Genomic DNA, 13031 nt, shown 5'->3' on the forward strand with positions numbered 1-13031 from the left:
CTTAAAACTAAAGCCCCCCCAAAAAGGCGCGATAATGCCCTCAGGGCTTAAGCGATCATCTATCTCCATTTTTATCGTATAAAAATCATCTTCGTTACATTGTTTTAACATTTGAACTTCACCTTGCAAAAATAATAGTTGGCAAGTCGCTTTTAAACTTTTTATAAAATGAAGCACTCGCTTGGTAAAAAGAAATTTCATAAAAAACTCATTTCACCAAGGAGTAAAGCTTTTGAATATTATGCTAATTAATGATCTAAATAAAGGCACAGAAGGCAGGGGAGGGACATCTCGACTTACTGTCCAAAACTATTAATCTTCTAACTCTAGTGCTTTTAATTAGCGATCAGCCACTTTCTCCTTAATTTAAATCACTTCGTGTTTTTCCTTTTGTTCTTCCACGATTGGAGCATAATAGTAAACGTATCCTTCTTCATCTAAAATTTTGTAGAAAGACTTTAGTATTAACTGTTCTTCTTTAGCTTTCATGCGGAGTAAGTCATAAAAATCTTCGTCTTCCATATCAAAATCTAAACCTCTGTTTTTAATAAGAAACCCATCATCAAATTTCCATCGTTTATGAAAATAGAAATCCCCCCCAATTTTATCCATTTCTACCGGTGGCTCTACTGGGATGTAGAACGTATAGTCAGCCTCATTAGTCGCCTCGTTTATATTTGAAATTTTATAAATTAATGTTTCGGTCATTTCTAATCCGTTGGAAGAAATTGCTTCTTCAAAGTCCTCTGCTGCAACACTCCAGCCACCAATTTTACATCTTGTTGTCGTACTGATTACATTATTGATATTCGATTCGATCGGACAGCGTTTAACATTTGGTTTTTTTCTTGCCTCCTCTTCCTCGGGGTTAGGCATTGGAACATGAAACGATTTAAATCGTAATTTACAATACGTGTAAAGGAAATGCTCAGGTAATGCAAAAACCATCATATATTGGAGAATAAAAGGAAACATGAGAATAAAATATAAATCAGTTACAGTACCAAGTGTGATTGCCGAATCGGATAGTTTCCTTACAATTGCTCCTCCTATCATAACTACTCCAAATATAATTGGTAGATTAGCATTTCCTACTGTTTGTTTAATATTGTATAGTCCTTTCCCGTTCTTTCTCAATTCACCTTGTTGGACTCTTTTGATCGCCCTAATTGTTGAAAGAAGCAAGAAGATGAAGCCTCCAATCCATAAAGCAATCGTTGTTATTATTAAGTTACTAGGGACATCTCTACCTTCACAAAACATAAAAAAAGCAGCATACACATCAAATGATGTTGTTTTCAATGAAAATAGACTTAAAAAGACTGATTGTACCCTTTGATAACGATAGGCGTTTTTTTTCAGCGAGTAGAAAAGTGTAACAATAAGCTGAATTACAAAAAGAATGACGAAAATTTTATGTGTCAAAAACCAAAGTGGGTTTGTAAGATAATGACCAGGTCCGTAAAGGGGAATTGTGATAACAAGGATCATAATTCCACTTAAAACTAAAGCCCCCCAAAAAAATATAATAATGTTCTCTGGGCTTAAGCGATCATCTATCTCCATTTTTATCGTATAAAAATCATCTTCGTTACATTGTTTTAACATTTGAACTTCACCTACCAAAATACTTTGTCAAGTTTTTTCCCTATCCCGTTAATACAATCGCCAATATTCTTCGCAGCTTTTTTTACCGCTTTTACTCCCTTATTGACCGCTTTATTGGCTATATTTTTTGTCATTTCGACAATACTTTGTGGTGGATCCGTAGGAATTTTCACGTTAATTAAAATGAAAACCCCTGCACCTACTACTGCACCAACGACTGTTCCAGCAGGTGGTGGTAAGACAGCCGATCCGTATGCTGCACCAGCTCCCATAGCTGCTAGACCTGAACCGACATCAACCGCCGTATCGACGGCAAACTTCTTCTTGTTCTTACTAAAGTCCAGTTCGCCAGTTTCCTCGTTATAAAAGTTACTTTTACTGTTATCTACTACAGTAAGCCCAAGTCCTAATATTCCAGCCCCTTTTCCGGCTCTTGTTAAAATTGAATCTGTTTTCCATCCTTTAAATAACTTCCAAAATTTCAATTCTTCTACAAAAGCCTTTCCGGCCACTTTTAGCTTTGGTTTTGCTAATTGTTTAATATCGCCAACTAAAGCATCGAATTTACTTTTAGTGAATTTTTCACTGTTTTTTAAATAAAACTCTTTATTTGATTTACTGTAAAGCGGGACTCCTTCATTTACTAGTCGAGTAACAAATCTAGTGTTCCAATTTCGTTTATCACCACCAAGGTTTTTCGCTAGTGATTCTTGAATTTTTTTTAATTCATTTCCGGTTTTTTTTTTCCCGTTTTTAACATCATGAATGAGTTGATTAATAAACTGCGAGTTCCAATTTCGCTTATAATGAATAAAATCATTGACGAGTAGTTTTCGATATTGTTCTAGACTATTTTTATATAATTTTTTTCCGCTTTTAAAATCATTCACTAGTTGAGTAATAAAGCGGGAGTTCCAGTTTTTCTTACTAAAACTAAGATCATCGACAAGTAATTTTTGATATTTCACTAAATCTTTTGCTCTTAATTTTTTTCCTGCTTTCACATCTTGAACGAGCTGATTGATAAATCCCGAGTTCCCTTTACGAATATTAAGATCGTCGACAAGTAGTTTTCGATATTGTTCTAACGTACTCCGATATATTTTTGTTCCATTTTTCACATCGCCCATTAGCTGAGTGATAAAGCTTGATTTCCATTTCCCAATCCGAAAGTCTTCACCAATTAATTTCCAATAATTTTTTAACTCACTTCTTGTTATTTTTGGACCATTTTTGACTTTAAGATAAACATTTCCATTTTTTTTAAACATTTTAAAGCTTAAGCCGCCCATTTTTAACAGTTTATCAGAATTCATCATTGCGCTAGCAAAGCTTAAGCTAGTATTTCTGGCTAAAATAGCTACCCCGTATTCTTCAATTATTTTTTCTAACGTCTGGGAGGATTTAACTGATTTTTTCACTTCATCAACAGTTTTTTCACTTAAAGGAATGCCGTTTTTTGTCCAACCGCTCATTTTTCCTACATGCTGACTAAGCTTGTTTAATACGTCGGAAGAGGAGGTGAGTGTTGCAGTGCTGCTTTCATCAAGGCGGTGTAACTCGTCGATCGTCTTTTGAACATGTTGCTCAGCGTTAAAAATTTCGGCATTAAAATGATGCGTATGTATCGGGAGAACGCCGACAATATCACTCACTGCATTCAGTTCATTCCTAATGCTTTCGACGATATTGTGAGTCAGTTCATCTACTTTTGTAATGCCGTTTTTCACATCGTGTGCAAGAAAGTCTTCACGGACAAAGCCAGCTTCAGTTTCGTAGTTTCCAACAATGTTTTTAACTTCTTTTAGCTCTTGAATATAGTGATCTAAAAATTCAGCGAATAACTCAAGAGTGGGGAGATGAAGAACTGCAAAGTGTTCACGAATCGCATGACCGCCTTTACCTTTTAAAGCATCATCTAAATGAATCACTTTTTGCACTGCGTCTTTAATGGCGAGAAATTGTGTTTTCTCTTCATTCTTTTTTTTGATTAATTGATCGATTACACTATTAACTTCAGATACATTCAATACTTTCATTGCGTCGTCTCCTTACTAATAGTATGAGCAATGTTTTGCTCTACATCAATAAACAATTCGACATTTGATAAGGAATCATTTTCTGATTTTTCTAAATAAGTTTTATAGCTTTTCATTGTTGCGTAATATTGTTGTTCAATCTCTTCGATTTTTTGGATTACATGAAGTTTTGACACGGAAAAATCTGCTTTTGCACTCGCTGTATTTAATTCTATTATTTTTGCTTTTAACTCTTCAAAAGCAGATTTAATGTCGTTTTTGACAATTTTGATCTCTGACATAATGTTACTTTTATCTCCTTCTATTTATTATTAATTTTTATGATTGCGCTTTGATTTGCACTAATGGAATTTCTTAAGGCGTTGTTTTCCTGCTCTAATTCATTTATCTTTTTTTCAAGATCATCTAAACTATTTTCAACTTGTTGGTTCGCAATATTTGTCACGATTTGATCAATACTGTCGCGGATGTTTGAATGTTCAGCAGCGTGCTTTCCAGCCCAAGAAGTTGATGAGAACTCTGGAAGATAGACAATTTTTTTATTGTTTATTAACTCTTCTTGTTCAGTTTCAACATTTGATTTTGTCTTCCGTAAACGTCTCACTTTCTCCTCATTCTCTCGCATTGACCCTGAAAGTCTAGCAATCTCCTGATTCAAAGCTTTAATCATTTCAGCTTCAACCATTTAATCACCCCCATTTATATATACGTTTTAAATAAAAAAAGGTATCACAAAAAATCGAATTTTTTTAATATATTAGTAGAATTTTATATAAATTTATCGAAAAAGGAGATAATCTCATTAATGTAAAGAAATATACAAATGAAGTGAATGAAAACTGAAATTTATACAAGAAGAATCAGTTACACTTGATAAATAGAAATCAACATATGAAGTGGAGACTCATATATTAGCTTACTAGGAAAAAAAATAATGGAGAAAAAAGATGAGGAAAGAAAAAAGACAGAAAAGACTAAATGAATGATTAGCTATCCAGCATGAAAAAGAAAAACAGCAACAAAGAATGAAGATCGTAAATGAACTAACACAACTGCTGCAAGACGTATACGATCATCCAATAAGCTTTGAAATTTTAACCGAAACTTTAAGCAGCATGATTAAGAAAGAATTTTCTGCAATCTTTCCAATCGCTTCATGGAATAGAATTGACTGGACGGTAAGTATGATGAGTAAAATAAAGTTAAATGAAGAGGACATTTCTAAAATTCCATTCATATTAGAATTAAAAGGATTTAAAAACTTCCCTGTATATATTTTTTGGGGATATGGTAATGATCCGTTAATAAAGACGAAACTAACAAATAAATTGTTGGAAAAAATAACCGAACTTGCTTCGTTTAGGTCTGATTTATATATTTTTTGCCCTCGCCAAAAATATGTGATTGAATTTTTTCATGATGGCTCAATCAATATTGGATGGATAAAATGTGAAAAATAGTTTGTAAGGACATCAGGTGACAAGAAGGATGAAGGAACATACTCCTTTGAAAAAGCGAATAAAGAGGAAAAGTAGCTTTAGTTGGATTTTGCCCCTGGGATTAAATTACTTCGAAACTATATTTATTAACTTTTTTCAAAATTACTTATACCGAAATTTTAGAAAAATATTGAGGATAAAAACTACCAAAATTCCAACAAAATGAAAGCCCCAATAAAGGATTTTTGGAATCTAGAGCATTGACAACAGGCAAGTTACTTCTTTTAAAGGAGATGATATATTATAATGGATGAATTTTTTCATATGCTGTTTGAAATTGTCGGTAAGGTAATCAATAGGATCGTACTAGAAGACTCTTTAAACACAAAGAAGATCGACAAACATATTGAACAATTATGAGAGTACGATTGGTTTGATAAATTATATAATGATAAAAAGTATCATCGTCTGTTTTTTGTAAACAGGAACGTTCGCAAGTTTTTGCATAGTCGATTCCGCATTAAAAGGTTAATTAAAAATGTTCATGCTCAAAATTATTTTGTATTATGCTTTGATAAGCAGTTAAGTAAAAGATAAAATGGAGTAATCATTCGGAACGATAAATGAATAGATAAAATGATAAAAAATAAGTACACTCTATAATTAAAAATAGGAATGCATGTTCTTATGAAAGGAGAGGAGTTTAGATACAGCTTTATTTTTATAACAAGAATTTTAAAGATGCGATCGACAATTATATGTTAACGGAACGACAACTTCGTTTTACAAGTACGCCAAAAGAATGTATTCAGCTTTCAAATGAGGATTCTGACCGTTCTTCTATTTTAGCTATAGAAGGGGAGAAGCTCGTCATTTTTTTTGTTTTACATATAAATGATGGCGTCAGATCATACTCAAATAACGATCATGCGATTTTGTTAAGAGCTTTTTCAACAGATTTTCGTTATCAAGGAAAAGGGTATGCTAAAAATGCATTAATGCTTTTGCCACGTTTTGTGAAGGAACATTTTCACGAAATAAATGAAATTGTTTTAGCTGTAAACGTAAAAAATCACGTCGCCCAACATGTATATAAAAAATGTGGCTATGTTGATGAAGGTGAACGAAGGATGGGGAAAAAAGGAGAGCTCATGATGATGAGTTATCATTTATAAGTTTCCCCGCCTTAATAGAAGGCAGGGAGCCACGGTATTTAAATCTGATAAAGATCAAATTGTGGGAAAATGTGTTTATCAAGAAAAGGTGCGTGACAAATCACTTCTTCCTTAGTAAATGGGTGAAGAAACGTTAATTTTAATGAATGAAGTGCTTGACGGGGAAAAATATTTTTTCCTCCATACAATTGATCGCCTGCGAGCGGATGACCGATATGACTGAGATGGACACGTATTTGGTGGGTTCTGCCTGTCAGCAGTTCACATTGAATAAGTGTCATTTCTTTGTCAGCGTATGTTTCAATTACTTTATATTTAGTTATTGCGGCTTGTCCGGTTCTTGAGACTCGTCTTCTTGTAGGGTGGTGGCGATCACGACCGATAGGGTTATTAATTGTGCCCCTTTTTTGTTGCATCATGCCATGAACTAAAGCAACGTAAGTACGAGTTATTTTTTGTTCTTCAAGCAGCTTATCAAGCAATGCACCTGAAAAAGTATGTTTCGCAAACAGAATCGCACCGGAAGTGTTTCTATCTAACCTATGAACATGACGGACGTTTCGAAGCTCGCCTTTAGCTTGTAAATAATATGCTGCTGCATTTGCAAGCGTGTTTGTTTGCTTAAGTTCATTTGGATGCGTATCCATTCCGGCAGGCTTGTTTAATATAAGTAAATGATCATCTTCATATAACACTTCGATGTCGTGATAAGCAGGGATAAATGAACAGGGCTCCTCTTGAAATAGGCGAATTTGCAAGCGATTTCCCTCTTGTAACGGTGTATGCCAATTCGTAATTTTTCCATTTATCGTTACTAACTTGTTCATCCGAAATTGATGGGTCAGCTTTTTTGGGGCTTGAAAAATAACTTTAAATAGATGTTCAATTGTAATGCCAGACCATTCAGATGGAATAATGATTTCAAATAGTTCTCCTTTTTTAAAAGTGACAATCATTTCATTTTCTCCTCATATTTTTCAAGATGATGTTATCTAATCGATATTATCATAATTCACTTTTTTAAATAAGTTTACGAGCAAACCTTTTTCAATTATAATATAATACCAAGTAAATCTATATGTCATTAATAAAATGATTTCGTTAAGGAGAGTCTTTATAAAATGAAAGTTGTAAATTCTATTTTGAATCTCATTGGTGATACTCCGATTGTGAAGCTAAATCGGGTTACAAAGGGAAGAGGGGCGTCTGTTTTTGTCAAACTGGAATCTTTTAATCCGGGAAAAAGTGTTAAAGACAGGGCTGCTTATAACATGATTCGGACTGCTGAAGCGGAAGGGTTAATTCAACCTGGAAGATCGACGATTATTGAGCCTACTTCAGGAAATACTGGAATTGGGTTGGCGATGGTAAGTGCTGCATTAGGATATCGTTGTATTTTAACGATGCCAGATAATGCGACGAAAGAAAGAATATTGCTTATGAAAGCATATGGTGCCGAAGTATACTTAACACCAGCAGAAGAGAGAATGACAGGCGCAATTCATCTTGCTGAAAAATTAGCGCAGCAAATTCCGCATAGCTATATCCCAATGCAATTTGAAAACCCTGCAAATCCGAATGCACATCGACATACAACGGCTCTAGAAATTATTCACGCATTTGATGCAAATTTAGATGTGCTCATACTTACTGCTGGTACTGGAGGAACAATAACAGGAACAGGGGAAGAATTAAAAAAACAAATACCAAATTTAAAGATCTATGTTGTAGAGCCGGCTGGCTCACCTGTTTTAGCTGGAGGTGAACCTGGTCCACATAAAATTCCAGGGACTGGACCGGGGTTTGTACCAAAAATTTTGAATCAACATCTTTATGAGAAAATCCTTCATATTGATGATCACGATGCACAAGAGATGGTACGACAGCTTGCAGCAAAAGAAGGAATTTTAGTTGGTCCTTCTTCGGCAGCGGCTGTTTATTTCGCTGTTCAAATTGCTGAAACATTGCCGGAAACAGCACGTGTGCTAAGTATTGCACCTGATAGCGGCGAACGTTATTTATCTTCGGACTTATTCAGTGCGGATTAATTGATGATTATGAATAATTGACAAACGGCAGATTCATTTTTGCTGTTTCAGCTTATAGACAAAGTCACAAACAAACCCGGAAACGCTTGTCAGTCGAGGTGCCAAGCAACAAGGCGAAAGCGGATAGAACAATCTTTCATGAGCTGACAACGAAGTGCAAGCAACAAAGTATGCGAGTTTGTGGCAACAGTTTGAAAAAGAAGTTGTTCTAAAAGGGAAATACAATGTTTATATCTCAGCATTCTTGACTAAAAAAAGAGGGGCAATAGCCGAAAATCGACTTATTGGCCCCCTCGATCTACTTATAGTGAGTTTTCTTTAAACCAAGCTTTAAAAGTTCCCTCGCCGCGATTACCTTCAATACGGGCTGTCTCTTTGCCATCGTTAAATTGGATAATTGTAGGGGTTGAATTTATGTTATAGTCATCCCAACCTTGTTCAAATTCAAGAACATTATATTGGAATAAATCAATCCCCAATTCATCGGCAAGTGGCTTTACAACTGGTGTCGCTTCTCTGCAATGACCGCAAGTTGGACTGTAAAAATATACTGTCACATCTTCGCCGTTGTCAATCTTTTCTTTTAATTCTTCAGGTAAAATAATATTTGAGTAATTTTCATCATCAAGCAAAGCGATTGTTTCTGAATTTAAGCTATCTTTATTATAAGGGTTCCCTTCCGCTTTTTTTTCTTGCTGTACTTTTGTGGCAAATGCAATACCGGCAAAAAGAGCGATAACGATTACTAAAAAAACGATTATTTTTTTCATTTATTTTTCTGCTTATAAAAAGCATGTACACCACCTATTAAATTATTTTCACCTATTGACGTTTTTCCATAATAAAAGGCTAAATATAAAAATAATGATAAAGGCAACTAATGCAAGGAATGGAATTGTAATGAATCCTAGCCAATTAATATACTGACCTGTACAAGGTATCCGGCCGCAAGAGAGAGCACGATCAGCAAAAAAAGGGACTTTTTGAATTAAATAATGGTAGAGGGAAATCAATCCGCCTATTCCTGACATCCAGAGGGAGTAGGAGGCGATTTTGTCATCTTTTTTAATGACAGCAATCCCTAATAATAAAACTAATGGATACATCAATATTCTTTGGTACCAGCATAGCTCACAAGGCTCGTATTGAAGGATTTCAGAAAAATAAAGACTGCCAAACATTGCAATGACCGAAACAGCCCAAGGGATAAATAAAAAAGATTCCCTAACATCTTTGTTCATTTGTTTCATATATTTATTACCTCAATTTTTTTCATTTATAAAAATTATAAATTGTTTTCATGAGTATGTAAATCATTACGCATTCAAATGATCTCCTCCTTTCGATGTAATTGAAGTTCATTCTTTTTACTAACGTATTTTTTTAAAAAAGGAGTTATAATGAGAAAAAGAATGGAAGAAGTGAAAAACAATTGGGTACTGAATTAAGAATATTGAAAGAAATAGCCGAATTGTTAAATGAGGGAACTGATTTGTTTGAAGTTCTTTCTGAAGTTTTAAAAAAACTACTACAAGTAACTGGTATTGAGACAGGCTGGATCTTTCTAATTGATCAAAATGGAACGTTCGAATTAGCTGCTATGGAAAAGCTTCCTCCAGCTTTAAAAATTGCCGGTTGTATGCCAATGAAGAACGGTACATGCTGGTGCTTAAATAAATACAATGATGGCAGACTTGAAAAAGCAACTAATATTATGGAATGTAAACGTCTTGAAGATGCAGTTTATAATGAGTGGGGAGAAACGAATAACCTAACCCACCATGCAACCGTTCCATTGCGTGCTGGCAATGAAAAATTTGGGTTATTAAATGTCGGTTCGCCAAATAAAACTTATTTTAACGAAGGAGAATTAGCTCTTCTAGAAGCAGTTGCTTTTCAAATTGGCACGGCAATTAAAAGAATTTATTTAACCCAGCGAGAACAAGAAACAGCTCTTACTGCTGAACGCAATCGTCTTGCGCGTGATTTACATGATTCTGTAAACCAGTTGTTGTTTTCGTTAAGCTTAACGGCTCGAGCAGGAATGAAAATGTCCACTGACAAACAGATGAGGGAAACATTTAATGACATTCAAGATATGGCCCAAGAGGCTCTCGGGGAAATGCGAGCACTTATATGGCAGCTTCGCCCTCGCGGTTTGGAGAAAGGTTTAACGAGTGCGTTAAAAAATTACGGCCGAATGCTCGGCTTAATGGTAAAAGCAAATGTTAATGGCGTCTTAACACTTCCTTATAAAGTAGAAGAAGGATTATGGAGAATCGCTCAGGAGGCTTTCAATAATTGCAAAAAACATTCTGAACAGCAGCTTGTGAAGCTGACGTTAATCGGCGAAAAGGGAAAAGTGACGATGATAATTTCTGATGATGGAAAGGGATTCAATTATGAAGAGACAAAGCCTATGATGTCGCTCGGGTTAAAAAGTATGAAAGAACGGGTTGAACAGTTAAATGGCAGTTTTCAATTAAAGAGTGAGCTAGGCAAGGGAACAAGAATGACAGTCATAATCCCTGTTAATGAGGTGAAAAAATGACAATTCGAATTTTAATTGCTGATGATCATCATGTTGTAAGAAGAGGACTCGTGTTTTTTTTAAAAACACAAGAAAACTTTGAAATTATTGGTGAAGCACAAAATGGAAAAGAAGCGGTTCAATTAGCAGCTGAACTAAATCCGGATATCATCTTAATGGATTTAGTTATGCCCACGATGGACGGCATTGAAGCAACGAAAGAAATTAAGAAAATCAACCCAGCTATTTTAGTGATGATGTTAACAAGCTTTTCTGACGAAGATCACGTAATCCCAGCAATTGAAGCAGGGGCATCTGGGTATCAATTAAAAGATATTGAACCAGACGAGCTTGCGAAAGCTATTATTAAAATGGTCCACGGCGAAAATCAGCTTCATCCAAAAGCAACTTCCCATTTACTTTCCCATTTATCAAGTAAACAAAATGATAAAAAAGCAAATGCTTTTACGGAATTAACAAAAAGAGAATTAGACGTGTTAAAAGAAATTGCAAAAGGTAAAAGCAATAAAGAGATTGCGGCAAGCTTATTTATTACGGAAAAAACCGTTAAAACACACGTATCAAATTTACTCTCAAAACTACATTTGGCGGATCGAACACAAGCAGCTTTATATGCTGTAAAAAATGGCATGATGTGAAAGATGGATAAAACAAGGAAAGCATTCGCTTTCCTTGTTTTTGATTGGTGGATTCTCACTTTTTAAGTTAGATGGTACATATTATCTTCTGGGAATTGTTCAGCTGTTTCAGTTGCATGGTCGATGTAACGCAGTAGAGAAGTTAGTCGTTTTTCAATGACGGAATAATCATGTTCAAAGTGATAAGCGTGTAAAAAGTATTCAATTTTTTTTGAAAGTAAATCGTCTTTCGTTCTAACCATTAAGATTAGTAAATTATCCCACTCAGAACGGTGTGTATAATATAATGCGCGATCATAATCCATCGTATTCATTTGTTCATCTCCTTTAAAGGAGTTGATGTTATTGTATGAGGCTTAAAGAAAAAGTTGCTCGCTAAAACTTGGTCTTGTTGTCATATGGGGATTTTCATCATTTACCTGTATAACGATGAATGATTGCGCTCAATTTAAAAGTAAAAAAGGTGAAGAAATGAAAAAGAAAGTTTTCATACTTCTTTTTGTACTTTTTTCAATACATGCGATCGTCCATGGAGAGACGATCATTAATCCGTATGAAACATACACATACGATAAATTAAATAAAGATTTAATCGCTTTAGATCAGCATTATGGTCATTTATTACAGGTTAAAAAAATTGGCAGTTCTCATTTTGGACGGAAAATTTACGCAGTTAAATTAGGAAAAGGAAAGGAACATATTTTGATTGTCGGTTCCCACCATGGTCGGGAGTGGCTATCGACATAAATGATGATGCGTATGATGGAAACATATGCCGATGCGTACAAAAATAACAGGGCAGTCGGATTATTTCATCCAAAGATTTTCGATGATATTTCCATTTGGTTTGTACCAATGTTAAATCCAGATGGCGTAACGATCCAACAAGGGCTAATCAATGAATTTCCGCTTTCGCATCGTGGCCGATTAATGAAAATGAATGAGAATTGGATTGATTTCTCAAGATGGAAAGCAAATGGGCACGGAATCGATTTAAATCGTCAGTATCCAGCTGGGTGGAAAAAGCTTAATAAAGAACCAGCTGTGCCCTACTATCAATTTTATAAAGGAAAGCGGCCACTTGAAGCAGCTGAAGTAGCAGCACTTACAAAATTTACAAAAAAGGAGCAACCTTTAATTGCAATTGCTTATCATACAGCTGGAAGAGAAATTTATTGGAATTATAAAAATGGCCGTCATCAGAAAAGAGATCGAAGCATTGCTGAAAACATAGCCTTCATTACTGGATATAAGCTTGCAAATCCGAGTAAAAATGCAATTGGTGGGGGTTATACTGATTGGTTTATTACAACGTTTAAACGACCTGCAATGACAATTGAACTGAGTTATCTTGTCGGGGAAACAAATCCTCCACTTACCGTTTTTGAAGAAGAATGGAGTCGAAACGAACTAGTTGGGATTATGCTTGCATATGAAGCGAAAAAGTTAAATCTTTTTAAAAAAATCTAACCTCATTTTCATCAAACTTATTCATTTTTCATACATTGTGTTAAGACGGAAAAAGGGGGAAGA

13 protein-coding genes and 1 pseudogene are annotated in these 13031 nt (G+C 34.8%); 6 read left to right on the plus strand and 8 right to left on the minus strand.

Going from position 1 to position 13031, the window contains the following annotated elements:
• Positions 1-366: 366 nt before the first annotated feature.
• From K6959_RS03080 to K6959_RS03095, 4 genes are read right to left on the minus strand one after another with little or no spacing between them, the layout of a single operon-like run.
• Entirely contained in the window at positions 367-1608 is a 1242-nt protein-coding gene (locus K6959_RS03080) for a hypothetical protein (RefSeq protein WP_223087594.1), read from the minus strand.
• Positions 1609-1619: 11 nt separating this feature from the next.
• Positions 1620-3647, minus strand: coding sequence for an LXG domain-containing protein (locus K6959_RS03085; RefSeq protein ID WP_223087596.1), 2028 nt, complete (start codon positions 3645-3647; stop codon positions 1620-1622).
• On the minus strand, positions 3644-3928 hold the full coding sequence (locus tag K6959_RS03090) for a DUF5344 family protein (RefSeq protein ID WP_163238890.1): 285 nt from the start codon (positions 3926-3928) through the stop codon (positions 3644-3646). Before K6959_RS03090 ends, K6959_RS03085 begins: the two co-directional genes overlap by 4 nt.
• 20 nt (positions 3929-3948) lie before the next feature.
• On the minus strand, positions 3949-4332 hold the full coding sequence (locus K6959_RS03095) for a YwqH-like family protein (RefSeq protein WP_163238892.1): 384 nt from the start codon (positions 4330-4332) through the stop codon (positions 3949-3951).
• A 340-nt stretch (positions 4333-4672) separates the two neighbouring features.
• Here K6959_RS03095 and K6959_RS03100 point away from each other — a divergent pair, with 340 nt between their 5' ends.
• Both K6959_RS03100 and K6959_RS03105 read left to right on the plus strand, forming a co-directional pair.
• Entirely contained in the window at positions 4673-5107 is a 435-nt protein-coding gene (locus tag K6959_RS03100) for a CDI toxin immunity protein (RefSeq protein ID WP_163238894.1), read from the plus strand.
• 737 nt (positions 5108-5844) lie between these two features.
• Positions 5845-6261 carry a GNAT family N-acetyltransferase gene (locus K6959_RS03105; protein ID WP_218943864.1) on the plus strand — a complete coding sequence of 139 codons (417 nt, stop codon included), beginning with the start codon at positions 5845-5847 and terminating at the stop codon, positions 6259-6261.
• A 38-nt stretch (positions 6262-6299) separates the two neighbouring features.
• On the opposite strand, the gene K6959_RS03110 is transcribed toward K6959_RS03105, so the two are convergent.
• Positions 6300-7217 (minus strand): RluA family pseudouridine synthase, encoded by a 918-nt coding sequence (locus K6959_RS03110; protein ID WP_163238896.1) that lies wholly within the window; start codon positions 7215-7217, stop codon positions 6300-6302.
• 165 nt (positions 7218-7382) lie between these two features.
• Here K6959_RS03110 and cysK point away from each other — a divergent pair, with 165 nt between their 5' ends.
• A complete protein-coding gene (gene cysK, locus K6959_RS03115; RefSeq protein WP_163238898.1) occupies positions 7383-8309 on the plus strand; it encodes a cysteine synthase A in 927 nt (308 codons plus the stop codon).
• 302 nt (positions 8310-8611) lie between these two features.
• Here the strand turns inward: cysK and K6959_RS03120 are convergent, their stop codons facing one another.
• Together K6959_RS03120 and K6959_RS03125 are read right to left on the minus strand one after the other, a co-directional pair.
• Positions 8612-9079 carry a thioredoxin family protein gene (locus K6959_RS03120; protein ID WP_163238900.1) on the minus strand — a complete coding sequence of 156 codons (468 nt, stop codon included), beginning with the start codon at positions 9077-9079 and terminating at the stop codon, positions 8612-8614.
• 48 nt (positions 9080-9127) lie between these two features.
• Positions 9128-9559, minus strand: coding sequence for a disulfide oxidoreductase (locus K6959_RS03125; RefSeq protein ID WP_163238902.1), 432 nt, complete (start codon positions 9557-9559; stop codon positions 9128-9130).
• A gap of 182 nt (positions 9560-9741) precedes the next feature.
• On the opposite strand from K6959_RS03125, the gene K6959_RS03130 reads away from it, so the two are divergent.
• Together K6959_RS03130 and K6959_RS03135 are read left to right on the plus strand one after the other, a co-directional pair.
• Positions 9742-10860, plus strand: coding sequence for a GAF domain-containing sensor histidine kinase (locus K6959_RS03130; RefSeq protein ID WP_163238904.1), 1119 nt, complete (start codon positions 9742-9744; stop codon positions 10858-10860).
• The gene (locus K6959_RS03135) at positions 10857-11498 is read left to right on the plus strand and encodes a response regulator (protein WP_163238906.1); all 642 of its coding nucleotides are present in this window, start codon (positions 10857-10859) and stop codon (positions 11496-11498) included. The genes K6959_RS03130 and K6959_RS03135 overlap by 4 nt, the downstream gene beginning before the upstream one ends.
• 62 nt (positions 11499-11560) lie before the next feature.
• Here K6959_RS03135 and K6959_RS03140 read toward each other — a convergent pair whose 3' ends face one another.
• On the minus strand, positions 11561-11812 hold the full coding sequence (locus K6959_RS03140) for a YhdB family protein (protein ID WP_163238908.1): 252 nt from the start codon (positions 11810-11812) through the stop codon (positions 11561-11563).
• 157 nt (positions 11813-11969) lie between these two features.
• On the opposite strand from K6959_RS03140, the pseudogene K6959_RS03145 reads away from it, so the two are divergent.
• Positions 11970-12968 (plus strand): annotated as a pseudogene (locus K6959_RS03145) (M14 family zinc carboxypeptidase).
• Positions 12969-13031: the final 63 nt, after the last annotated feature.

It is taken from the genome of Bacillus aquiflavi (assembly GCF_019915265.1).
GTDB lineage: Bacteria > Bacillota > Bacilli > Bacillales > Cytobacillaceae > Bacillus_BT > Bacillus_BT aquiflavi.